The organism is Phocaeicola sp. RTP21198st1_B8_RTP21198_201120 (assembly GCF_040929485.1).
GTDB lineage: Bacteria > Bacteroidota > Bacteroidia > Bacteroidales > Bacteroidaceae > Phocaeicola > Phocaeicola dorei.
Window position 1 is genome coordinate 1 of record NZ_JBCOCI010000003.1, and the last position, 25,954, is coordinate 25,954.

13 protein-coding genes are annotated in these 25,954 nt (G+C 37.5%); 11 read left to right on the plus strand and 2 right to left on the minus strand.

The annotated features are described in order from the left end of the window. A partial coding sequence (locus AB5935_RS02580) for a carboxypeptidase-like regulatory domain-containing protein (protein ID WP_151849976.1) occupies positions 1-278 on the minus strand: 278 nt, incomplete at its 3' end. A gap of 368 nt (positions 279-646) precedes the next feature. On the opposite strand from AB5935_RS02580, the gene AB5935_RS02585 reads away from it, so the two are divergent. The 10 genes from AB5935_RS02585 (at position 647) to AB5935_RS02630 (ending at position 22,102) form a co-directional block, all read left to right on the plus strand. Further along, the gene (locus tag AB5935_RS02585; RefSeq protein ID WP_007836410.1) at positions 647-1,807 is read left to right on the plus strand and encodes a site-specific integrase; all 1,161 of its coding nucleotides are present in this window, start codon (positions 647-649) and stop codon (positions 1,805-1,807) included. 1,361 nt (positions 1,808-3,168) lie between these two features. Continuing rightward, positions 3,169-6,081 (plus strand): SusC/RagA family TonB-linked outer membrane protein, encoded by a 2,913-nt coding sequence (locus tag AB5935_RS02590; RefSeq protein ID WP_007850892.1) that lies wholly within the window; start codon positions 3,169-3,171, stop codon positions 6,079-6,081. Between the two features lie 12 nt (positions 6,082-6,093). Continuing rightward, the gene (locus AB5935_RS02595) at positions 6,094-7,590 is read left to right on the plus strand and encodes a RagB/SusD family nutrient uptake outer membrane protein (RefSeq protein ID WP_007836414.1); all 1,497 of its coding nucleotides are present in this window, start codon (positions 6,094-6,096) and stop codon (positions 7,588-7,590) included. 183 nt (positions 7,591-7,773) lie between these two features. After that, entirely contained in the window at positions 7,774-10,779 is a 3,006-nt protein-coding gene (locus AB5935_RS02600; RefSeq protein WP_257219793.1) for a SusC/RagA family TonB-linked outer membrane protein, read from the plus strand. Between the two features lie 24 nt (positions 10,780-10,803). Further along, the gene (locus tag AB5935_RS02605; RefSeq protein WP_007836406.1) at positions 10,804-12,345 is read left to right on the plus strand and encodes a RagB/SusD family nutrient uptake outer membrane protein; all 1,542 of its coding nucleotides are present in this window, start codon (positions 10,804-10,806) and stop codon (positions 12,343-12,345) included. 24 nt (positions 12,346-12,369) lie between these two features. After that, positions 12,370-13,158, plus strand: coding sequence for a hypothetical protein (locus tag AB5935_RS02610; protein WP_038611164.1), 789 nt, complete (start codon positions 12,370-12,372; stop codon positions 13,156-13,158). Between the two features lie 990 nt (positions 13,159-14,148). Further along, positions 14,149-17,148: a SusC/RagA family TonB-linked outer membrane protein gene (locus AB5935_RS02615; protein ID WP_080549534.1), complete on the plus strand. Its 3,000-nt coding sequence runs from the start codon at positions 14,149-14,151 to the stop codon at positions 17,146-17,148. Between the two features lie 23 nt (positions 17,149-17,171). Further along, positions 17,172-18,758, plus strand: coding sequence for a RagB/SusD family nutrient uptake outer membrane protein (locus AB5935_RS02620; RefSeq protein ID WP_007836399.1), 1,587 nt, complete (start codon positions 17,172-17,174; stop codon positions 18,756-18,758). A 91-nt stretch (positions 18,759-18,849) separates the two neighbouring features. Beyond that, positions 18,850-20,103 carry a GTPase HflX gene (hflX, locus tag AB5935_RS02625; RefSeq protein ID WP_007856181.1) on the plus strand — a complete coding sequence of 418 codons (1,254 nt, stop codon included), beginning with the start codon at positions 18,850-18,852 and terminating at the stop codon, positions 20,101-20,103. Positions 20,104-20,116: 13 nt separating this feature from the next. Beyond that, entirely contained in the window at positions 20,117-22,102 is a 1,986-nt protein-coding gene (locus AB5935_RS02630; protein WP_007836397.1) for a DUF4954 family protein, read from the plus strand. 143 nt (positions 22,103-22,245) lie between these two features. Here the strand turns inward: AB5935_RS02630 and AB5935_RS02635 are convergent, their stop codons facing one another. Beyond that, positions 22,246-24,153 (minus strand): CocE/NonD family hydrolase, encoded by a 1,908-nt coding sequence (locus AB5935_RS02635; protein WP_007840633.1) that lies wholly within the window; start codon positions 24,151-24,153, stop codon positions 22,246-22,248. A gap of 139 nt (positions 24,154-24,292) precedes the next feature. On the opposite strand from AB5935_RS02635, the gene AB5935_RS02640 reads away from it, so the two are divergent. Continuing rightward, the gene (locus AB5935_RS02640) at positions 24,293-25,936 is read left to right on the plus strand and encodes a fumarate hydratase (protein ID WP_007840635.1); all 1,644 of its coding nucleotides are present in this window, start codon (positions 24,293-24,295) and stop codon (positions 25,934-25,936) included. Positions 25,937-25,954: the final 18 nt, after the last annotated feature.

Below are 25,954 nucleotides of genomic sequence, written 5' to 3' on the forward strand. Positions count from 1 at the left end.
ATATTGACAGTCTGTTTTATAGCCACTTCTTGTGTAGCCATTCCGATAAAGGAAACTACCAAAGTCTTTGCAGAACTTGGAACATTTGATAATGTAAATTTACCATCCATGTCAGTAACTGTACCTACAGTGGTACCTTTTACTAAAATAGAGGCGCCAACTACGGGTAATCCGTCCTCTTCCGAAATAACAGTACCTGTTACTTTCGTGATCTGAGCGGTTACCAAACCTATACCTACAAAAAGGCAGGTCAATAACAGCATTAATTTTCTTTTCATAAAATTCTCTCTTAAAGTTTAACTTTACATTAATATAAATTCATTCACTCTAACAAATTGCAAAGGTATGAATAAAATTGTAATCTCAAACAAATTATTGTAAAAATCATACTAAACTGCTATATTTTTATGCTTTTGGGCATTTAAAACTCACAAAAAACGAAAATAAACCTCATATTTATTCTTTTTTTAAAGTCGTAAGAAAAAGAGAGTTTCAAATTATAACTGACCATATAAACATACATTAACCTATAAACGTTAACAAATCGCCTAATAAATATAAAGATGAGAACAAAATAGCAGAATAATGCTTTTCTACTTTTCTTTATTGCGTCTTATTATAGAATTTCAATTTAAAGAATTAAATTATGAGGAAAATCAGTTATCGTTTCGTTTACAATCGAAAAAAAAGTTTAAATGACAGAGGAACTGCTTTAGTTCAAGTTGAAGCTTACTTGAATAAAAAAAAAGTGTATTTTTCTACGCATGTTTATTTACGGCCAGAACAATGGGATGTAAAAAGAAAGATTATTAAAGAGCATCCTAATCAAGATGCACTGAATGGCATGCTTAATGAATTTATTATAGAATTAGAAAAGAAAGAATTAAGTTTGTGGAGGCAAGGAAAGACAATAACCTTAAGCCTCATAAAAGAAGAGTTCAAATCGAACACAGATGCTTCATTTTTAGGGTTTGCACGTAAAGAAATAATGTCTTCTCAGCTAAAAGACAGCACAAAGCGTAACCATTTAACGACAATATCCCTTTTACAATCGTTCAAACCGACAATTGAGTTTGAAGACTTAACCTATAATTTCGTTACAGATTTTGAAAAATTTCTTTATGATTCCGACTATCAAACAAATACAGTAGCTAAACACATGAAGCATTTGAAATCTTTTGTTAATGCTGCAATTAATAAAGGATACATCGATCCTAATAACTATGCTTTTAGAAGATATAAAATTAAAATGAAAGAAGGAAAGCATGTTTTTTTATTACCGGAAGAAATGAAAAAATTAGAAGAAGTGTCTTTGATAGGAAGAAATAGTTGTTTGGAACATACTCTTGATGCATTTTTATTTTGCTGCTATACGGGATTGCGTTATTCTGATTTTGTAAGCTTAAATGAGAAAAATATCGTAAAAATGGATGGAAAATTATGGCTAATCTTTGACTCTGTCAAAACTGGTGCAGAAGTGAAATTGCCTTTAAGTTTATTGTTTGAAGGTAAAGCTTTAACTTTGTTACAAAAATACCAAGGAAAATGGAGTTCTTTTTTTTCAATAAAAAATAATTCAAGCGTAAATAAAGAATTGATACGAATTGGTAAATTGGCTAGAATAAACAAACACTTTTCATTCCACTCTGCAAGGCATACCAATGCTACTTTATTGATATATAAAGGTGCTAATATAACAACTGTACAAAAATTGTTAGGACATAAAAATCTTGCTACAACACAAATTTATGGAGAAGTAATGGGAAGTACAATCGTACGAGATCTAAAAAAATGTCAAAAAAGGTAGTAAACTCTATTGTCTATACAATATTTCTTATAAAGACGAGGAAGGGTCATTTTCAAAAGTGAATGTAGTCTTATCTTCTTAATAAAGTTTATCGTTTTGTGAACATGATAAATTTTTGTTGTGGTTGCAATACGATAAACTAAAAGAAATAAAATGTGACAATATTCATATCTTGGCATAACTGGGTAGAAAATAGGTACCAAAGTTCTTGAATTTCTGCAAGAATCATATATGTATACCATATAATATTCATATATAAAATTTTGCATCGGAAAATGATGATAATAGTTTGCCACTTTACTTCATGCCCCCTGTTTTCTTCTGTAATTCGAAGAGCAAACAATCTTTTGGAAGCCTTAAAATATAAAAAGACCAAGAAATATCAACTTTGGCAATACATTCAATACATAAATGAAAGATATAGGCTATCCATCCAAAAACTTTACTTAAAGCTCAATGCTTAGAAATTGTAGGACATTCTTAAGATCTATATAATATATATACGAATTACAGAATTAATAATTTTGTAATAATTATAGAATCAAATTGTAACTTAAGTAATATACAAGTATAGCTTAAAACAAATAGACCTAAAATGGATAAATTAGAATTCAAGAATAAAACTAATCAAAGCCATTTTGACTAATAATATTTGTCTTCATTTGATTTAATATAAAGTTATGTGGATTATGCTCTCGTTTACCTCACTTTTTGTAGAGAAACGGGAAAAGAGAAGGATACTAAAACAGATATTTATACACCTGTATACATATTGTTCTGTAAAACAAAGATTTAGAATATTATGTAAAAAACAAAAAGTGAGAACATGGATATAATGATACAACTTAATATTAATTGTTATTCATAGATTAGTATTGTATAAACTCATATATTAGAAAAACATGTAACCTTATAATATCATTTTGTATATTTAGGAATGTGTAACTCTGTACGATATAAAATCTTCCTATTAGCTTGAAAAGAATATTTCTATTAATAGTGAAAATTTTCGTAGCACTCTTTTTGCACATATTTTCTATTTATACAGGATGAACCTTATTAAAAAGCCAAGATTGTTTTAAAGCAAAGATAAGGGGCTCTTTTAAGAACAAATTTATGTTATTTAGGGGCTATCGATATCTTTTCAGTGAAGATAATAAATTTAGTTTCATTTTATGAACAGGGCAGCGGTGAGTGTTACAAAATGTTATACGTCTATTATTTCTTTCAGTAGAAGAAAGGTAGAAAACAATTATTTTCATACTCTTAGAATGGCTTAAATAAAGAAAAACAGATAAGACTTTAGTGTATTAAATACTGATTATCAATAAATTAAATAACTGATTAGTTCTGCAAAGACTTTGGTGGTTTCCTTTATCGGAATGGCTACACAAGAAGTGGCTATAAGACAGACTGTTAATATCACTTTGAAATCTGATACAGAGATGCTTGACGATGTGGTAGTTGTAGCTTATGGTACTGCGAAAAAGTCGTCTTTTACAGGTTCTGCGACTGCTGTTAGTGGAGAAAAAATAGCAAAAATGCAGGTTTCTTCAGTTTCTAAAGCCTTGGAAGGTGCAGCAGCAGGTGTACAAGTAATCAACACCAGTGGGCAGCCTGGAGAAAATGCTAAAATAAGAATCCGTGGTATTGGCTCTTTTAGTGCATCGTCGGCTCCTTTATACGTAGTTGATGGTATGCCTTATGATGAAGAGTCTGTTAATGCATTGAATCCTGCCGACATTGAAAGCATGTCTATATTAAAAGATGCTGCATCTGCATCTCTTTATGGTTCACGTGCGGCAAATGGTGTTGTGATGATCACTACCAAAAAAGGTATGGTAGATAAATCCAAAGTAACTCTTGATGCACGCTGGGGAGTAAATACTCGTGGTGTTCCAGAATATGATATCATGAAAGATCAAAGAGAATACGTACTAACAGCTTGGAATACTTTGAAAAATCAATCTACAGGTGCAGAAGCTTCCGAAGGATTAATAGGTAGCATTGGGTACAATCCATTCATCGGTGTAGCTAATAATGCCATGGTTTCAGCAGATGGTGTAGTTAGTTCTGCGGCTCTCCGCCATAATGACGATTGGGCTGATGCCGCATTACATAATGGTATGCGTCAGGAATATAATTTGAGTCTGCAAGGTGGTAACGCTAAGACAACTCATTTTTTATCATTGGGATATTTGAAAGATGAAGGAATTTTAAGGCATACTGACTTCGAACGTATTTCAGCACGTGCCAATATTAATCATACTGTAAATAAGTTTATTGACATCAATGGTAATTTGGCTTACGCAAGAGCGGAAAAAAATGCAGGCCAGTCACAAAATGCTAGTTTGTCTAATTACTCTAATGCCTTTATGTTCACTCAGCAAATCGCTCCTATTTATCCTGTATATGCGTATGACGAAAACGGAAATCGCATATATGACGAAGAAGGCAACACTGTTTATGATTTTGGTGATGGTACATATAGTACACGTATGGGCGGTTTCAGTAATCAAAATGTTGCAGCTAACTCTGGGTTGGATGTGCATCAGACTTTGAATGACAATTTTAATGGCCGTGGTACTATCAACATTAATATTATTGATGGTTTAAAAGCGACTGCTAACATTGGTTATGATTTAATGAATCAAATCCGTACAGACCATATGAATCAGTTATATGGGGATGCTGCTAATGTGAATGGTCGTACTTATAAATATAATCAACGTATTGAATCGTTTACAGCAAATCAACTTTTAACTTATAGTAAAGCATTTGGCCATCATAATATTGACATAATGGCTGGTCACGAATCTTATTCATATACACTGAAATATCAGTATACTCATAAATACAATTTTTATACTATTGGAAATCCTGAGTTCAACAATGCCATAACTATGAGTGATATGAATTCATATACACAAGAACATAGTATGGAAAGTTTCTTTGGTCGTGTAAACTATGATTTTGATAACAAGTATTATCTATCTGCAAGTATTCGTTCAGATGAATCTTCCAAATTCCATCCTGATCACCGGCGTGGTACTTTTTGGTCTGTCGGAGGTTCTTGGAGATTAACACAGGAAGAGTTTTTGAAAGATGTGGAATGGTTGTCTAATCTTAAACTAAAAGCAAGTTATGGAACACAAGGTAATGATGGAATTCTTGATATAAATGGTTATGTAGTCTATCAACCATATTTGAAGCAATATTCTGTAACCAATAATAACGGAGATTTCTCTGTAGTCGAAACTTATCGTGGAAATAAAGATTTGACTTGGGAAAAAAGCAAAAATTTAAATATCGGTTTGGAAGCTGCTTTTCTTAATAACCGTTTGAAACTAGAAACTGAATATTTCTTGAAGAAGACTTCGGATATGTTGTACAATATGCCTTATCCCATTTCTTCTGGAATTTCTTACGTTCCAATGAACCTGTTGGATATGCAGAACAAGGGGATTGAATTTACCATTTCTGCCACCCCAATTCAAACAAAAGATTTTATATGGAATTTATCTTTTAACGGTACACACTATAGCAATAAGATTTTGAATCTTCCAGAAGACAAAAGAGAGAATGGAATTATTCATGGTACCGCTTCTTTGTTCCGCTTAATGGAAGGAGGGTCTATTTATGATCTTTATACGTATGAATATGCAGGTGTTAATCCAGAGACAGGAGCGGCACAATGGTATATGGATGAGAAAGATGCTAATGGCAAGGTGACCGGAAGGACCGTAACCGAAGACTATACTCAGGCAAGCAAATATGAATTAGGTTCTACTTTGCCCGATTTCCAAGGAGGTTTTTCAACTGATTTTGCATACAAAGGAATCGATCTTTCTATAGCTACAAACTTTCAAATTGGTGGAAAGATATATGACAGCATGTATTCTTCTTTCATGCATGCGGGAAGCAATATTGGCAGCAACTGGCATAAGGATATCTTGAATGCTTGGACTCCGGAAAACAAAAATACAAATGTGCCTATAATGGATGGTGCGCAAAATAGTAATAGCCAATCCTCACGTTTCTTGATAAATGCATCATTCTTTAACATCCGTAACATTTCATTAGGATATACTTTCCCGAAAGAATGGATGAAAGCAATATCAGCAAGCAGTGCACGTATTTACGTATCTGCCGATAATGTAGCTTTATTCTCTAAACGTAAAGGTATGGACCCCCGCCAATATGCTTATGGATATTCGGCTGCCAATTATTCTGCGATTCGTACTTTATCATTCGGCATTAATTTGAACTTTTAAAAGAATAGAATTATGAAATATACAAAATATTTAGCAATATTGGCTGCAGCGTTTATGATGGGATCTTGTAGCGATGACTTTTTGGACAAGGAACCTTCAGAAAATGCATCAGAGGACCAAATTAAAGATTTGCTTGATAAAGATCCTACAGCTATTCAAGCATACATTACAGGATATTACAAAAATATGTTTTCTCCGGAAGCACAGCAAAGTCATGATGATTTCGGGTTAAAGGCATTTGAATTGGCCACAGACTTGATGGGAGATGATATGGCGTATATGACTTCACACTTCTTCGTATATGATTATCTGCTTGACAACCGTGCTTCAAGTTATCGTCGTACTACCACTTACTGGCAAGAATTATATGCTGTAATCAGTGGTGCAAATGAAGTAATCAGCGGTCTGAAAGAACAAGCGGACAGCGGTGATGAGAGTGTTGAGAAGATGCTGGGACAAAGTTACACTATACGTGCTTACTGCTATTTTTGGTTAATAAACATGTACCAACAACCTTATGAATGGAATAAAGATAAATTAGGTATTCCTATTTATACTGAATCTGAAACCAAATTGAATCGTGTTCCTGTAGGTGAGGTCTATGAACAGATATTAAGTGATATAGATAAAGGATATAATTATTTGAAAGGAAAAGGAATATCCAAGAAAGATGAATTAAATGAATATGCAGCAGCTGCTATTTATGCAAACATTCTTTCATTTGTTAATGATTATCCCGATCAATGGAATGAAGTTGCTAAATACGCAAAATTGGCTATTGAAGGTGGCTCACTGATGAGTGAAAAAGAATTACTTTCCGGCTTTAATGACCTTTCTTTGAGCGAAGTGTTGTGGGGGGCTGATATTAATGGTGAAACGAATACATTCTACGCTTCATTCATGAGTCAAGTTGATCCTTACGGTCCGGGATATGGTGGTAATTTAGGAAATTACAAAATGATTTCCAGTGATTTGTATGAAAAAATTTCAGATAATGACATTCGTAAAAAATGGTTTGGAGTTGATTTGGGAGAAGCAAATACTCATTATAAAGTAAGACAATATGTGCAGCGCAAATTTATTGATGTAGGTTCTACCGCGCCTGGTTTTACTCCTACAGGTGATACTTTTTGCTCTGACTATATTTATTTGCGTACTGGTGAAATGTATTTTGTAGCTGCAGAAGCATTATATAGGGCAGGGAAAGAAAGTGAAGCCAAAACAATGCTGACTACGATTATGAAAACTCGTAATCCAAAATATGAAACATCCGCAACAAGTGATGCACTTTTACAAGAAATTGAACTTCAAAAGCGTATTGAAATGTGGGGTGAAGGTCGTCGTTTATTTGATATGAAACGTCGTAATGAAAGTTTGGATAGGACACATGCAATTAATCATAGTGCGATTGCTCCAAAGGAAGTCCCTGCAGGTAGTAAATTATTCATTTATCAAATCCCCGATAAAGAGTTAAATGCCAATAGTGAGATTACTGATAAAAACGAATAACTAATAATAAGTCTATAATAAAAAAGATGCCTAGATTACTAGGCATCTTTTTTATGCTTAAGGTAGAATAAAAGTAGACATAAAATCAAATTATTTTTTTCTTTTTATAATATATAGTTGATTTATAGTTTGTTATAATAGACGTAATATTGTATATCTGTAAGAAAACAGAATGCTAAAACTTTGATTACTAGATGCTTTTTTGTATATTTTAGTTCTGCAAAGACTTTGGTGGTTTCCTTTATCGGGATGGCTAGTCAAGAGGTTTCTATCAAACAGAATGTTAGCATCATTTTAAAATCTGATACTAAAGTGCTTGGAGAAGTGATGGTTGTTGCATATGGTACTGCAAAAAAGGAATCTTTTACAGGATCAGCATCCGTTATTAATAATAAGAAACTGGAATTACGTCCTATAAGTAATGTTACTAAAGGATTGGAAGGACAGACTACAGGTCTGTTAACAACTTCAGGCTCAGGTCAACCTGGCGAAGCTGCCAAGATCGTGATTCGCGGTTACGGTTCCATCAATGCCTCACAAGATCCTTTGTATGTAGTTGATGGAATACCTTTTAGTGGAGATATGAGTTCTATCAATCCTGCCGATATTGAAAGCATGACAGTTTTAAAAGATGCTTCAGCCGGAGCCCTTTATGGAGCCCGTGGTGCAAATGGTGTAATTATGATTACTACCAAACAAGGAAAAGAAGGCAAGACTAAGGTATCTTGGCGTTCTACGGCAGGTTGGTCTTCACGTTCCTTGAAAGCCTATGACATGGTTGACCAAAAAGAATTTGTACAGTTAACGTATGAAGGTTTACGCAACGGATATATCTTTGACAATGGATATAACTGGGAAGCTGCCGGTAGACAAGCATCAGCAGATTTAGGTGGCGTTTTAGGTGGAGAACAATATAATCCATTTAAAAATTACACATGGGGAACAATTATAGATCCTGCAACAGGTAGAGTGCAGGGTGATGCTACATCCGCATGGAATGAATCTTGGATGGATGCAATACAAAGAGACAATGCATTTCGTCATGAACACCAGTTGTCTGTTAATGGAGGTACAGAAAAGACCAAATATATGTTCTCTTTGGGATATTTAAATGAAGATGGCATCTTGATTAATACCGGTTTCCAACGTTATAATGCCCGTGCAAACATAAACACAGAAGTGAATAAATGGATGAAGACTGGATTGAATGTGTCACTTTCCAATTCCACACAAAATTTCAGTGATTACGAAGGTTCATCTAATTCAAATGTGTGGTACTCTGCACAATTTATGGCTCCGATTTACCCGGTGTATATAAAGGGAGAAGATGGTAAAGATGTATTAGATGCCGATGGAAATCGCCAACTGGACTACGGTGACGGTAGTGTACAACGCCCACAGTATAGTGATTTCAATCCCGTAGGCGGTTTGGTAGATGACAAGGCTGATATAAAAACAGATGTAGCCGGTTTGCGCACATTTTTGGCATTCGGCTCAGATTCGGAAGATGCCGGATGGGCTAAAGGTATTAAGCTGACTTTAAACTTTGGTCTGGACTACCGGAACAAATCTCAAAAATCATATATGAATATGCACCATGGTAATCAGGCAGCTGCCGGCGGTTTGTTGATGAAATATAACAGAAGAACCCAATCTTATACTTTTAACCAGTTACTGACATGGGGGCGTTCTTTTAACTTTCATAACATCGATCTTTTGGTTGGTCATGAATTTTATGCATACAAATATGAATTTCTGTCTGCCGGAAAAACCAATTTAGTAGATGGTATTCTTGAATTGCGTCCGGGTACAAATCTATACAATGCAGACTCGTATTCGGAAGATTATCGTGTGGAATCCTTCTTTGGGAGATTCAATTATAACTTTAATGAAAAATATTATTTTTCAGCCTCTATCCGTACGGACGGTTCTTCACGCTTCCAAAAAGATAACCGTTGGGGTACTTTCTGGTCTGTCGGTGCCAACTGGAGAATTTCACAAGAAAAGTTTATGCAGAATTTGACTTGGATTTCTAATTTATCAGCTAAAATCAGTTATGGTGAACAAGGTAATGATAATCTGTTAAGATATGATAGTCTTGAAGGAGGATATGTACCGGATTATTATCCTTGGCAAGGACTCTATCCATTGGAATATCCGAATGCCAATCAAGTAGGAGGTCTGATCGGTGCTTTGGAAAACAAAAAACTTTCATGGGAAAAAAGCGGTAATTTAAATGTCGGTATTGAGGCAAGTATGTTTGACGGACGCTTGAATGTTAGTGCTGAATATTATAACCGCAAAACAACGGATATGTTGCTGGGATACCCTAAGGCTACTTCTAGTGGATTCTCTGAATACAATGCGAATATCGGTTCTATGCGTAATACCGGGTTTGAATTTAGTTTAGGTGGTTCCCTTATCAAAACCACTGATTTTATATGGAACTTAACTTGGATGGGCTCTACTGTAACCAATAAAGTGCTGAAACTAACTGGGGAATCTCCTGAAATTATCAAGGGAGTTTTCAGTATTAAAGAGGGAATGCCTATTAATACATATTATATGGCTAAATCTGCCGGTGTGGATCCTGCAACAGGAGCGCAGCTCTATTGGGTATATGATAAGGATGATAATGGCAACATCACTAACGAATATATCAGCAGTGACTATCAAAAAGCTGCGAACAGCAAATATTATTCCGGCAGCCGTATACCTGATTTATATGGTAGTATCAATACCGATTTCTCTTACAAGAATTTCGATTTGTCAATATTGGGTACATATTCTATAGGAGGTAAAGTTTATGATTCATTATACGCTGGTTCTATGGAAGTTATGTATGCAGGCAATACATGGAACAAACATGCTTTGAGACGTTGGCAACAACCTGGTGACATCACAGATGTACCTCGTATTCAAATTGGAGGTTCCTACACAGCTTCAGACCGTTTTTTAGTTGATGCTTCATACTTTGCTATCAAAAATATCACTTTGGGCTACACTATTCCCAAACAATGGCTAAAGAAGGCCGGGCTAGAGTCTGTCCGCATATTCGGATCGGTAGATAATCTCGCTTTATTTTCTCATTTGGACGGTATGGACCCACAGTATAACTTCAAGGGCGAAACAGACTATTCTTATGCTCCCAACAAGACTTATTCAGTAGGTTTTGAAATTAATTTCTAACAATTTAAAAGAATACAGGAAAGTATGAAAAAAATATTTAAATACATATTTGCCGGGATGGCTGCAATGTCTGTGGTAGCTTGCAGTGAGGATGCTTTGGAAACCAGTCCTTCATCTTCTGTTTCTGGCAACGAATTATTAGGAACAGCAACTAATGCATTAGTATCATTGAATGGTGTATATCGAGCAATGTATACAGCAGGGGTTTCAAACAGCTCTAACACTCATCAATGTTTCGGTATCACAGCTTATAATCTGGTGGCAGATGTTATGGGTGAAGATTGCATTATGAACGGACAAGGTAGCGGCTGGTTTTGGTATGATTGCGTTTACAACGTAAAATCAAGATATACCTCTACCGGATGGCGTTCTTATGATATGTGGAATGGCTATTACACTTGGATTTCTAATGTCAATTACATTTTGGCAGAAGAGGAAACCATGTCTGGAAGTGAAACCGAAAAGAATTATGTGCTTGGACAAGCCTACGCTGTACGTGCTTACAGTTATTTTATGCTGGCACAAATGTTTTCTCGCACTTATAAAGGACATGAAAGCGAACCTTGTGTACCACTCTATACAGAACCGACTGATATTGCAACAGAAGGTAAAGGGCGCGCAACGGTTGAAGAAGTATATCAACAAATCACTTCGGATCTTGACAAAGCAATTACCATGCTGGGCAACTCAGGTAAAAGAAAACATATCAGCCATATCAATGAGGCTGTTGCCTCAGGTATAAAGGCTCGTGTCGCTTTAGTGATGGAAGACTGGCAGACCGCTTTGGATGCCGCGAATGCCGCAATAAGCAAAAGTGGGTGTAGTATCGGCACTGGAACTGCGGTAACCGGTGGAATGAATGATGCTACTGCCAATAATGTGATGTGGGCGGCCGAAATCATAGCCGACCAGTCCGGAATGTATGCAGGTTTCTTTACACACATGGATGCGGATCAAGGGAAATATGGAGCTAGTGCTCGAAAACAGATAAACAAACTGCTTTATGCAAAGCTAGGCACAAATGATGTCCGCAAAAAATGGTGGAATCCACAAGACGAGAATAATGAAAAGAATGGTTACCAACAAGAAAAATTCAAGTTTAAAGATTATGCGAAATGGACGGGTGACTATATTTTTATGCGTATTGAGGAAATGTTTTTAACCGCAGCAGAAGCATCTTGTCGTTTAAATGATGACAAAGGCGCACAACTGATGTTGAACAGTTTAATGCAAAAACGTGATGAGGATTACACTTGCAAAAAAACAGGAACGGCATTAGGTAAGCTCACCTCAGATGAAACTGGTTCTTTACTTGAAGAAATTATAATTCAACGCCGTATTGAACTTTGGGGAGAATTTGGACGTATCTATGATATACGCCGTCTGAAACAAGGGTTCAGACGTACTGCAGACATGGGCTGGCCATCCAGTGCTTTAATTGCTGGTACAGATACGGAAGATCCTGAGTCGTATGCATGGGTATTAACTATTCCTCAAACGGAATTTGATGGTAATCCGAACATGGATCCTAGCAAAGATCAGAATCCGATAGGTGATCATAAATAGTATTAATCTGTAAGCAAGTAAATTATGAAAGTAAATAAATATATAATCGGCATGTTTGTTGCCACTGCAACTTTTTTTGTATCGTGCAACACCGACAATGAAAGAGATATATACAATAGCACAACAATGGGGGTGACATTCGCCACAGGCACACAATCGGTTTCCTTTCCTTCCACAGGATATGAGGGTTTTGATGTAGAAGTCTTACGCGCGAAATCTTCGGAAGCTACTACAATTAATTTATCAGCAACATTAGTTGTCGGTGATAAAGAGCAGGAACTCCCTGCCTCCATTACCGTACCTTCCTCGGTTTCATTCGCAGCAGGGGAATTTAAGACCAATATTCATGTTACAGTTGGAGATATAACTCCTGGACAGAATTATAAAGTCAAGATATCTTTGCCGGAGGAAATGGTTACGATAGACCAGACTTCGGATAAAGTCATAACTGTTTATAGGGATTATACTTTTTCTTCATTAGGAACTGGAACATTTAAATCTGCGGCTATGGCAGAGGAAGGAGAAGATTTTGCAACTTGGGAAGTGGAAGTTCAAAAAGCAGACCAGATATCATGGTATAAAGCTATGAACTTATATGAAAAAGGATATAACATTGTCTTCAAAGTTAATGAAGCCAATGAGGTCACTGTAGAATCTCAGCCGGCATGGAAGCACGCATCCTATGGAGAAGTTTTTGTTTCAGGCAAAGGTGCTTTGGAAGACGGGGTTATTACTGTGAAGCTGTCGCATGATGTACCCAATGTTGGTGGTTTTGGTGAATTTAAAGAAATACTTTACCTACCTGCTAAATAATTTAGATTTAAGATATGAGGAAAAGATGAAACTTTCTCCTTAATTATCCAATAAATTATTACCCAAGTATACAAAATTAATGTATACTTGGGTAAATCTATATAGTAAATCGGTCTTTAGAAATTATTGATAAACATCTGTTAACTCGAATTCGATTACTATATAAATGTGCTTGTAAAGACATATATGTTAAATATTTAGTTACATATTTGGAAGAAACACAACAAACCACCATCAATCCTTATGAACTGATTGTAACTCCTGACGGGAAGTCAAATTTTGATTACACACGGAATCTTCCATCAGTTTTTTTAATGTTCTTCTCAGCCAAAACTCAAAAAAACGATCATAGACCGGATGTAGCATATTATGCCGTCAAACAGTTGATATATTTCAGATATAACATTTTTATTAATGTACTTCCCGTTTTTCTGGAAATGGTGTGTAACAAATTTTGTATATTCTTTCAGTCTGATAGATTGTAAATCCAAAATCATAGTACTTTGATAAAAAAGCCGGAAGACTTATAAAAATTTCTCCCGTCATATGACATTGTGAACATAAATATATAAATGGACATTGTACAATGTTATATATAGATGCTCAAAATGGCTTTAACGTTCTTTCCCGGATATTGAGCGATAACTTGAAATTAGTCAATCGCTACTAGGCAGATTTTGTCTGCTTTTCCTAGATAGCTAAGTATTTCGTCCAAAGTAACAGACGTTTTTTGCTCTCTCCCATTTCTAAATTCCAATTTGGATTTCCTCTTTCATTATTTCATGCATTTTTTTTGCAAAAAAATTATAATCTTATTATAATACAATCATTATAATGAGATTTATCACAATTAGACTTTTTTATCGTATAAAGTAATTTTGAGGTAGAACAAAAGTAGAAAAAAAGGTTATCATAACTTTGTTTAAAGTAATTCCCGCAGAGTAAATAAAGAGAATCGATAAATTTTAATCTTTTGATTATAAGCACTTTCTGTGTCTTGTTAGTTCTGCAAAGACTTTGGTAGTTTCCTTTATCGGAATGGCTACACAAGAAGTGGCAGTCAAAGCAAACTTGAATATTGTATTAAAGTCTGATACAGAACAGCTTGAAGAGGTAATGGTGGTGGCTTATGGTACGGCGAAAAAATCTGCATTTACAGGTTCGGCTGCCACTATAAAAAATGAAAAAATAGCGACGAGACAAACTTCAAATGTGACAAATGCTTTGGCAGGTCAAGTAGCCGGAGTGCAAACTACGAGTAATAATGGTCAGCCGGGCAAAGATGCTGAGGTGCGTATTCGTGGTATTGGATCTATATCGGCTAGTAACAAACCTTTGTATGTGGTAGACGGAGTTCCGTATGATGGTGAAATTTCTGCTATCAGCACTTCTGATATAGAATCGATGACAGTGTTGAAAGATGCTGCTTCTAACGCTCTGTATGGTGCACGTGGTGCCAATGGTGTAATTTTGATTACTACCAAGCGTGGTAAGAGTGGGGAAGCCCGTGTTACTTTTGATGCTAAATGGGGTATAAATAAACGTGGAGTACCTAATTATGAAACAATTACGGATCCGGCTACATTCTATGAATTAAACTATTCTTCTATCTATAATGCTGATTTGAAAGGATATGCGGCAGCCGGAGACTTGGCTAAAGCTAATGCGTACGCTAATCAAGCGATGCTTTCTTCTACATATTTGGGATATCAGGTGTATTCCATTCCTCAAGGACAGCAACTGATCGGTATGGATGGCAAATTGAATCCTAGTGCGACATTAGGTTATTCTGATGGTACATATTATTATATTCCGGATAATTGGTCGGATGAAATTTTTGAAAATAATCTGCGCCAAGAGTATAATTTAAGTATTAGCGGTGCGACCGAAAAAATGAATTATTATATGTCGGCCAGCTATTTGGATGATAAGGGAATTGTTCCTAACTCTGGTTTTCAACGTTATTCTGCACGTTTGAAAGCTGACTATCAAGTGAAGCCTTGGTTGAAAATGGGAGGAAATGTATCATTTACTCATTATGATAGCCGTGAACAGGATACTGAGGGTGGTACCTCAAATGCAAATATCTTTTATGCGTCAAATATTATGGGAGCTATTTATCCTATGTATGTTCGTGATGCACAGGGCAATATTATGGTAGATAATCGAGGTTTCCTTCGTTATGATTATGGAAAGCAAGGACAAGATTCGAATGGTAGCCGTAATACTATTCCTAATGCAAATCCGTTGGCAAGTTATATGTTGGATAAAATGAAATATTCTGGTGATGTGGTTAGTGGAAAATGGTCTGCTGATATTGATATATGGAATGGAATCAAGGCAAAAGTGAATATAGGTGTTGATGTAAATAATGTGCGTTCTACAAATATGGTTAACCCCTTCTACGGACAGTATTCCGAAACTAGCGGAGTCGGAGGTTTGATCAGTGTAGCTACTGAGCGTACATTTAGTGTAAATCAGCAGTATTTGTTGACATACAACAAAACATTTAATGATGTTCATAATGTGGATATTTTGGCCGGACATGAAAGTTATGACTATAAATATCAATATTTGTACGGACAACGTGAGAAATTGTACGATCCGAATGTTCCTGAATTAGGCAATGGTATTATGAACCAGAGCAATAATTCATATTCTCGTAATTATGCAACAGAAGGATGGTTGTTCCGTGCGCAATATGACTATGATGGACGGTATTTTGTTTCAGCTTCTTTCCGTCGTGATGCTTCTTCTTGCTTTCACCCGGATAATCGTTGGGGTAACTTCTGGTCTGTAGGAGCAGGATGGTTATTGAGCAAAGAGAGATTCTTGGAAAACCAGTCTTGGATTGATATGTTGAAATTTAAAATTAGCTATGGTTTGCAAGGTAATGATAACTTGATGTTCCAAGGTGGTTTGTACCGTAACTACTATCCGTATCAAGACCAGTATACATTGGCAAACAGTAATGGTGATTTTTCAACTTCTTTATATTATAAAGGTAATAAGGATATTACTTGGGAAACTTCACATAGCTTTAATACTGGATTTGATTTTGCTTTTTGGGGTGGTAAGTTAGGTGGTTCTGTTGAGTACTTCTCACGTAAAACAACTGATATGCTTTATTTCAAACCGGTAGCAGCTTCAATGGGTTATTCCCGCTATCCCGAGAATGTGGGTTCAATGGTAAACCGTGGGGTTGAATTGGATTTGTATTCCAATATAATTGAAAACAAGAACTTTTCCTGGAATATAAACTTTAATCTTACACATTTTAAGAATAAAGTCTTGGAATTATCTCCTGAACTGAATGGACAATTGATTGATGGTGGTCGGATTTATCGTGAAGACGAGTCTATGTACCAGCTTTATTTACCTAAATATGTAGGTGTGGATTCTGAGACAGGAGAGAGTCTGTGGGCGCTGGTGACTCCGGATGAGAATGGTAATACAGTTACAAAATCTTATTCTGTCGCTTCTGAAAACAGATTCGCATCAGGTGATATTCTACCTAAAGTTTATGGTGGTTTTGGAACAAGTGTCACAGCCTATGGCTTTGATCTCTCTGTTTCGTTTGCATATCAGCTTGGTGGACGTATTTTGGACTATACTTACCAAGGATTAATGGACGTAGCAGCTACAGGTAGTGCTTTGCATAAAGATATGTTAAAAGCATGGACTCCTGAAAATAAAAATACGGATGTTCCTCGTATGAATATTAATGACCAATATACGAACAGATTAACAGATCGTTTCTTGACTAGTTCGGACTATTTAAGTTTGCAGAATATTACATTGGGTTATACTCTGCCAAAGAGTCTGACACGTAAAATGCAGATTGACGGTGTTCGTGTTTTCTTTGTTGCAGATAATGTGGCTTTGCTGACAGCTCGCAAAGGGCTGGATCCACGTCAAGGTTATGTGGCTGCTGACAATGTGTATTCACCTATCCGCACAATTTCCGGAGGTATATCTTTAAATTTCTAATTTAGCAACCTATTTTTAAGAATATGAAATTGTCAAATAAATATATAGCATTTGCAAGTGTCGCTTTATTAATGGCATCTTGCGATTTGGATAAATTCCCTGAAGGAGATTACATATCTGAAGAACAGAAAGAAGATATAATCAATGGCAGACCTAATTTGATAACTGCTGAAGTGAATGCTATGGCAGCCAAATTAAATACTTTTGGTACGATTTCAGATGATGCCACTACTTATCATAATGATTATGGTATTCCTGCGGTATCTATGATATTGGAATCAGGAGGGCAGGACTTGGTTGCATTGGTTAATGGATATAATTGGTTTAATACATCTCAGAATTATAGTGACAGAGTATACGATAGTTCAAGCGATGAATTGATTTGGAAAACGTTCTATAATCACTTGAAAGCTGCAAACAATGTACTGAAATTGATAGCGGCAGATACGGAAGATTCTTCTTTGAAGGTTTATCGTGGGCAAGCTTTAGCTGCTCGTGCTTATGACTATCTGAACTTGGTTCAAATCTATCAGTTTACTTATGCAGGTCATGAAAATAGTCTGGCAGTACCTATTGTTACAGAAACAATGACTGATGAAGATATGCAGAATAATCCGCGTGCAACTGTACAGCAGGTGTATGACCAAATTATGAGTGACCTGAATACGGCTGCTGATTTATTGGCCGGGTATGATAATGGCTCAAACAAAGATCAGATTGATGAGACGGTAGTTTACGGATTGCGTGCTCGTGCTAATCTGTTAATGCAAAAATGGGCGGATGCAGCTAAAGATGCAGAACGTGCCATCGCTGGCGGTACACCTCAGACTTTAGCTCAGGTGTCTACTCCTACCTTTAATTCGGCATCGGCAAGTTCATGGTTATGGGGAGTGATGATTACGCCTGATAATGATGTTGTCCAGACTGGTATTATCAACTGGCCTTCGCACTTGTGTTCTTTTACCGGAAACGGTTATACTTCAGGAGTGCCCGATGGATATAGAAAGGTGAACTCTGCATTATATGATTTAATACCCGAAACAGATATTCGTAAACAATGGTTTTTGTCTCCGGATAATAAATCTTCATTGATTGATAATGAACAGATTGAGGGTACTTCCATCGTTGAATATTTTGGTTTGACTCCGTATGTAAATACAAAGTTCGGAGCTTATCAAAGTATATTTGGTAACACAACCAATGCATCAGACTGGCCTTTGATGCGTGTTGAAGAAATGTATCTGATAAAAGCTGAGGCAGAAGCCATGGGTGGTAATTTGAGTGGCGGAAAGAGTACATTGGAAAATTTTGTACGAACATATCGGGACCCTTCCTTTACAAGTAAAGCTAATTCGGCACAGGATTTTCAGGATGAGGTTTGGTTGCAGCGTCGTATGGAGCTTTGGGGAGAAGGTTTCTCACTGTTCGATATCCTGCGCTTGAAAAAGCCGGTGATTCGTAAGAATACGAATTATGACCCGTCTGTACAATATAATTCAGCTGCAGAAGCACAAATCCTGATCTACCGGATTCCGCAATGTGAAATGGAAACCAATTCCGGAATCAGTGATACTGATAACAATCCGGCGGCTCCACAACCACAACTATAGGGAATAACTGTAATAAAAAAGAGGATGACGTTCAACGTTCATCCTCTTTTTTTGTTATATTTGTCGCGAACTTATTTAGATTGATAGATAAATGAAAGAATTTGTAATTTCTGAAGCACAGGTTGAAACTGCCATTTTAGTTGGTTTGATTACTCAGACACAAGATGAGCGTAAGACCAAGGAGTATTTGGATGAGTTGGAGTTCTTGGCCGAAACGGCTGGGGCAACAGTGGTGAAAAGGTTTACTCAGAAACTGCCTGCTGCCAATTCCGTGACTTATGTCGGTAAAGGAAAGCTGGAAGAAATCAAGGAATATATTCATCAGGAAGAGGAAAATGAGCGTGAAGTCGGAATGGTGATTTTTGATGATGAACTTTCTGCTAAACAGATACGTAATATAGAAGCTGAACTGAAAGTGAAGATCTTGGATCGTACTTCGCTGATTCTGGATATTTTTGCCATGCGGGCTCAAACAGCAAATGCTAAAACACAAGTGGAATTGGCCCAATACAAGTATATGTTGCCTCGTCTGCAACGTTTATGGACTCACTTGGAACGTCAGGGAGGTGGATCTGGTGCCGGTGGAGGTAAAGGCTCTGTGGGATTACGTGGTCCGGGTGAAACTCAGTTGGAAATGGACCGTCGTATTATTTTGAATCGTATGTCATTGTTGAAAGAGCGGTTGGCTGAAATTGATAAACAGAAGTCCACTCAACGTAAAAACCGCGGACGTATGATACGTGTAGCTTTGGTAGGGTATACTAATGTGGGAAAATCTACTTTAATGAATTTGCTTTCAAAAAGCGAGGTCTTTGCTGAAAATAAACTTTTTGCAACATTGGACACCACAGTACGCAAAGTGATTATTGAGAATCTGCCATTTCTGCTTACAGATACCGTAGGATTTATCCGTAAATTACCAACGGATTTGGTTGATTCCTTTAAATCAACTTTGGACGAAGTACGTGAAGCGGATCTGCTGATTCATGTGGTGGATATTTCTCATCCGGATTTTGAGGAACAAATTTCTGTGGTTGATAAAACGATTGCTGATTTGGAGGCAGGTGGAAAGCCTACCATGATTGTTTTTAACAAGGTAGATGCTTATACCTATGTAGAGAAAGCAGAGGATGATTTGACTCCTAAAACCAGGGAAAATATTACATTGGAAGAACTGATGAAGACATGGATGGCGAAATTGAATGATAATTGTATCTTCATTTCTGCTAGAGAGAAAATAAATATGGATGAATTGAAGACTATTATATATAATAAGGTACGCGAGCTACACGTACAGAAGTATCCTTATAACGATTTTCTTTATCAAACCTATGATGAAGAATAAATACATATAGAAAATGAAAACTTATCGTTCACTTACACAAGAAGAAATACAACAATTAAAAGAGAGATCATGCACTGCGGTTGATTGGGCTGAAATTGAAGTAGTAGAGAACTTTAAGACGGACTATATTTGTCATACCCGTTTTTCTGGAAGGGTCAGATTGGGAGTTTTTGAAGACGAGTTTATGTTGGCGGGTGGCATGCGTAAACATTCCGGATTGTATCATGCGACTTTGCATAATGTAACGGTGGGCGATAATTGTTGTATTGAGAATATAAAAAACTATATAGCCAACTATATAATTGGGGATTATGCATTTATAGAGAATGTAGATATTATTCTGGTAGATGGCTGGAGCAAGTTTGGAAATGGCGTTGAAGTAGCTGTATTGAATGAAACGGGTGGACGTGAAGTGCCTATTCATGATCGTCTGTCAGCGCATCAGGCCTATATTTTGGCATTGTATCGTCATCGTCCTGAATTGATTTGTCGGATGAAAGCCATTATTGACCAGTATGCTGAAGAGAATGCTTCGGATACAGGTACTATTGGCCAGCATGTTACTATTGTTGATGCGGGATATATAAAGAATGTACGAATAGGTGATTATTGTAAGATAGAAGGGGCGGGACGATTGAAAAACGGCAGCTTGAACAGTAATGAGCAGGCGCCTATTCATATCGGCTATGGAGTGGTATGCGATGATTTTATTATATCAAGCGGTTCTAATGTGGAAGATGGAACTATGTTGACCCGTTGCTTTATCAGCCAGGCATGTCATTTGGGACATAACTATTCTGCATCTGATTCTTTGTTTTTTAGTAATTGTCAAGAAGAGAACGGTGAGGCATGTGCCATTTTTGCCGGACCCTTTACGGTGACTCATCATAAGTCTACTTTGCTGATTGCCGGAATGTTCTCTTTTATGAATGCGGGTTCCGGCTCTAATCAAAGCAACCATATGTATAAGTTAGGTCCGATTCATCAGGGAGCTATGGAGCGTGGGGCGAAGACTACTTCCGATTCTTATATTTTATGGCCCGCACGTGTAGGTGCATTTTCTTTGGTTATGGGGCGTCATGTGAACCATGCCGATACTTCTAATCTGCCTTTTTCTTATCTGATAGAGCAGCAAAATACCACTTATTTGGTGCCGGGGGTAAATTTGCGGAGTGTAGGTACGATTCGAGATGCTCAAAAGTGGCCTAAACGTGACAAACGTAAAGATCCGAACCGTTTGGATCAAATTAATTATAACCTGTTGAGTCCTTATACTATTCAGAAAATGATGAAAGGGCGTAGTATTCTGAAGGAATTACGTAAAGTATCCGGAGAAACCTCAGAAACTTACTCTTACCAAAGTGCGAAAATTAAGAATTCTTCTTTAAATAATGGCATTCGTTTTTATGAAACGGCTATTCATAAATTTTTGGGTAATTCATTAATCAAGCGTTTGGAAGAAGTTCGTTTTAACAGTGATGAGGAAATCCGTGCCCGGTTGATTCCTGATACAGAGATAGGGACAGGAGAATGGGTGGATATTTCCGGATTGATCGCTCCTAAAAGTGAGATAGAGAAGTTGATGGCAGATATAGAATCTGGAATTCTGACTAATGTGGATCAGATTCATGACCGTTTTGTTGAGATGCATCGTAATTATTATACATACGAGTGGACATGGGCGTACGAGAAGATGCTTGAGTTTTATAATCTGCGTTCCGATGAAATAACGGCAAAGGATGTTATTGCTATCGTGAAGAAGTGGCAGGAGGCTGTTGTCGGATTGGATAAAATGGTCTATGCCGATGCGAAAAAGGAATTTTCTTTGTCTGCTATGACGGGGTTCGGTGCAGATGGATCACGTGAAGAAATGGAGCAGGATTTTGAACAAGTGCGTGGGGTATTTGAAAGTAATCCGTTTGTGACAGCGGTGTTGCAGCATATTGAAGCGAAAACAGCGTTAGGTAACGAGTTGATAGAACGGATTGCTTCTATATGATATTTTTGATGAGAGTATTCAAACTAAGATGAACATTCGGAAAAGTTACAGATGGTAGTTATATATAAAAGAGCCGTATGAACGCTGGAGTAGTTATACGGCTCTTGCTATTGGATGACATTTGAGCTTGGACACTCCCTTTTTTATTTTTTTACCACAGGTAGTATAACTCTGCTTGCAGCTCCTTGCTGATGATAAATTTTGATTTTTTGTTTCATCACAAAATCTTCTACCGTACAATGATAGGTATCAATAAATTTTTGTGGATTGCGGTCAATAATGGGGAACCAAGAGCTTTGAATTTGAATCATCAGTCTGTGTCCCGGTAGGAATGTGTGTGCCACATCATACAGTGTGTAATTAACCGGAGTTATTTCTTCCGGTTTGAAAGGCAGGGGATTGTCGAATCCCTTACGGAAGCGTCCTCTGAACAATTCGCCACGAATCATCAGCTGGTACCCACTCATTGGATAGTCACTCTTTAAATAATTGCGTGCAGTTTTGGAATATTCAAATTTTTCAGGATATACATCAATTACTTTCACCATAAAATCAGCGTCAGTACTACTAATGGCAGTCATTAATTCCACTTCTATAGGGCCGGCCAGTGTCAATGTATCACATAGCGGCTCCGTCATGAAAGTAATGACATCGGGACGTGAAGTGGCAAAGCGTTGGTCATCTACCATGAATTCTTTTGTCCGGTAAGTGGTAGGGTTTGCCGTATAGGGTACCGGACGTGACATATCTGAAATATATTCTGAATAAGACTCTTGTTCTGCCGGTGCTTGTGTGGATACTGATCCGTTTTTATGTATATAATAAGGTATGCCAGTAGTTTTTTGTACAGGCCATTCGTCGTATGTTTTCCATTCGTTTTCACCTGTATGGAATATATTTACTTTATGTTTGGGCTTTTCTCCCTTTCCTTCCAGGAAATATCGGAAAAAAGGATATTCTATATTGTCCATGTAATAAGCCGAAGTGCTTTTGCCGAAATACAGATTACCGAAACCTTGGAACCCGCGTACTGTCCAGGCTCCATGCCACCAAGGACCGAATGTCAGATATAAATCTGTATCCGGTGATTGCTCTTTGATGGCTTTATAAAGATTCCAAGCTCCGTAACAGTCTTCGGAGTCATACAGTCCACCTACCACCAATATGGCGGGCTTCAAGTTATAACAGGAGGTACGTGCGTCGCGCTCTTTCCAGAAATCATCGAAATCAGGGTGGTTTTTGATATCATTCCACAATGTCTGTGTAGTATCACGTACCAAGTCGTCCACGTTCTTAAAGGTACCGAGTGTCAAAAAATCTGTGTAAACATCATTCTTTACAATTTGGTTCATCACTCCTTTCCCTATGTGGCGTCCTTCCAGTCTGGGAAGGAAATTAGTGGTTTGCAGCAGGGTGAAGGCTCCGTTGTGATGACGGTCATCTCCACGGAACCAGTCGGTGACGGGAGCTTGCGGAGAAACAGCTTTCAAAGCCGGATGATTGGAGGAAGCTGTCATAGTGGCATAGAAACCATCATAACTGATTCCCCATGTTCCTACATTTCCGTTATTATATGTGTTGTGAATCAACCATTCTATGGTATCGTATGTGTCCGTAGCTTCGTCTATATTCTTTTTATCTTTCTTACCCTTTTTGTTTTTGTTGAGAGGGCGTACTTGGATAAATATCCCTTCACTCTTATGCCGTCCACGTACATCTTGGAAGACGATAATATATCGGTGCTCTATATAGTTTTTCAGATTAGTCCTGAAATGACGGTCAAATCCTTCTCCGTATGGGGAACAAGAGTAAGGGCTGCGGTGCATCAGGATAGGATGCTGCCTGCTGTTGTCTTTCGGTTCGTAGACAGCGGTGTAAAGCTTGATTCCGTCACGCATGGGAATCATGACTTCTCGTTTCGTGTAGATTTCCTTCAGTTTGAGTTCGATACTGTCCGGTTGGTTTTTTGCTTGGGTTTGTGTCCATCCTCGAGGGATGAGAAAGCATAACAGTAATGAAGTAATAAATAATAATTTGCCTAATTTTTTCATGTATAATGCGATGTTATTTTAATGAGTTGGCAAAGGTAAGGACATTCCTTGAAAGTTTTCACGCTAATTAAGGAAAAATTTCGATAATAGTTACTACCTTTGTCACACTAATAACTTTTAACTAAAAATAAGTATCAATATGGCAACACCTCCGTTCCACTATCAGCACATGTTCCCGTTGGGACCTGATAAAACCGAGTATTATTTGCTGACTAAAGATTATGTGTCAGTAAGTGAGTTTGAAGGAAAACCTATCTTGAAAATTGAAAAAGAAGGTCTGACTGCTATGGCTAACGCTGCTTTCCGTGATGTTTCTTTTTTGCTTCGCCGTTCACACAATGAACAGGTTGCTAAGATTCTGAGTGATCCCGAAGCCAGTGATAACGATAAATATGTAGCATTGACTTTCTTGCGTAATGCAGAAGTTTCAGCTAAAGGCAAATTACCTCTTTGTCAAGATACGGGTACTGCTATTATCCATGGTGAGAAAGGTCAGCAGGTATGGACCGGCTATTGTGATGAAGAAGCCCTTTCCTTGGGAGTTTATAAGACTTATACGGAAGAAAATCTTCGTTATTCTCAGAATGCTCCTTTGACTATGTACGATGAGGTGAACACCAAATGCAACCTGCCTGCACAAATTGATTTGGAAGCTACTGAGGGTATGGAATACAAGTTCCTTTGTGTGACTAAAGGGGGGGGGTCGGCGAACAAAACCTATTTATATCAGGAAACGAAAGCTGTATTGAATCCGGCTACATTGGTTCCTTTCCTCGTTGAGAAAATGAAGACTTTGGGTACGGCCGCTTGTCCCCCTTATCATATTGCATTTGTAATCGGTGGTACATCAGCAGAGAAGAACTTGCTGACTGTTAAGTTAGCTTCCACTCACTATTACGACGAGCTGCCTACTACCGGTAATGAATACGGGCGTGCTTTCCGCGATGTGGAACTGGAAAAACAAGTATTGGAAGAAGCTTATAAGATTGGTTTGGGTGCACAGTTCGGCGGTAAGTATATGGCTCACGATGTCCGCATCATCCGCTTGCCCCGTCACGGTGCTTCTTGTCCTATCGGTCTGGGTGTTTCCTGTTCTGCTGACCGTAATATAAAATGTAAGATCAATAAAGACGGTATCTGGATTGAAAAGATGGATGATAAACCGGGTGAACTGATTCCGGCAGCACTTCGTGAAGCAGGTGAAGGAGATGTGGTTAAGATTGACCTGAACCAACCTATGGCGGATATTCTGAAAGAATTGACCAAATATCCGGTAGCTACCCGTCTGTCATTGAACGGAACTATTATTGTAGGTCGCGATATTGCTCATGCTAAATTGAAAGAACGTTTGGATCGTGGCGAAGATTTGCCGCAGTATATCAAAGATCATCCTATCTATTACGCCGGTCCGGCAAAAACTCCGGAAGGTATGGCTTGTGGTTCTATGGGGCCCACTACGGCAGGACGTATGGATCCGTATGTGGATTTGTTCCAGTCACATGGTGGTAGCATGATAATGTTGGCAAAAGGTAATCGTAGCCAGCAGGTAACGGATGCTTGTAAGAAGTATGGCGGTTTCTATCTGGGCTCTATTGGTGGTCCGGCTGCTATCCTTGCTCAGAATAATATCAAGAGCATTGAGTGTGTGGAATATCCGGAATTGGGTATGGAAGCTATTTGGAAAATAGAAGTGGAAGATTTTCCGGCATTCATTTTAGTGGACGATAAAGGTAATGACTTCTTCAAGCAGTTGAAGCCGCGTTGCCTTGGAAATTGTAAATAATTAATTATTTCGTAATAA

Excerpts from the sequence above, each read along its gene's own strand:
- AB5935_RS02620 (WP_007836399.1), top strand. The coding sequence starts at position 17,172 with ATGAAATTGTCAAATAAATATATAGCATTTGCAAGTGTCGCTTTATTA.
- AB5935_RS02605 (WP_007836406.1), top strand. The coding sequence starts at position 10,804 with ATGAAAAAAATATTTAAATACATATTTGCCGGGATGGCTGCAATGTCT.
- hflX (WP_007856181.1), top strand. The coding sequence starts at position 18,850 with ATGAAAGAATTTGTAATTTCTGAAGCACAGGTTGAAACTGCCATTTTA.
- AB5935_RS02610 (WP_038611164.1), top strand. The coding sequence starts at position 12,370 with ATGAAAGTAAATAAATATATAATCGGCATGTTTGTTGCCACTGCAACT.
- AB5935_RS02635 (WP_007840633.1), bottom strand. The coding sequence starts at position 24,153 with ATGAAAAAATTAGGCAAATTATTATTTATTACTTCATTACTGTTATGC.
- AB5935_RS02595 (WP_007836414.1), top strand. The coding sequence starts at position 6,094 with ATGAAATATACAAAATATTTAGCAATATTGGCTGCAGCGTTTATGATG.
- AB5935_RS02585 (WP_007836410.1), top strand. The coding sequence starts at position 647 with ATGAGGAAAATCAGTTATCGTTTCGTTTACAATCGAAAAAAAAGTTTA.
- AB5935_RS02640 (WP_007840635.1), top strand. The coding sequence starts at position 24,293 with ATGGCAACACCTCCGTTCCACTATCAGCACATGTTCCCGTTGGGACCT.
- AB5935_RS02630 (WP_007836397.1), top strand. The coding sequence starts at position 20,117 with ATGAAAACTTATCGTTCACTTACACAAGAAGAAATACAACAATTAAAA.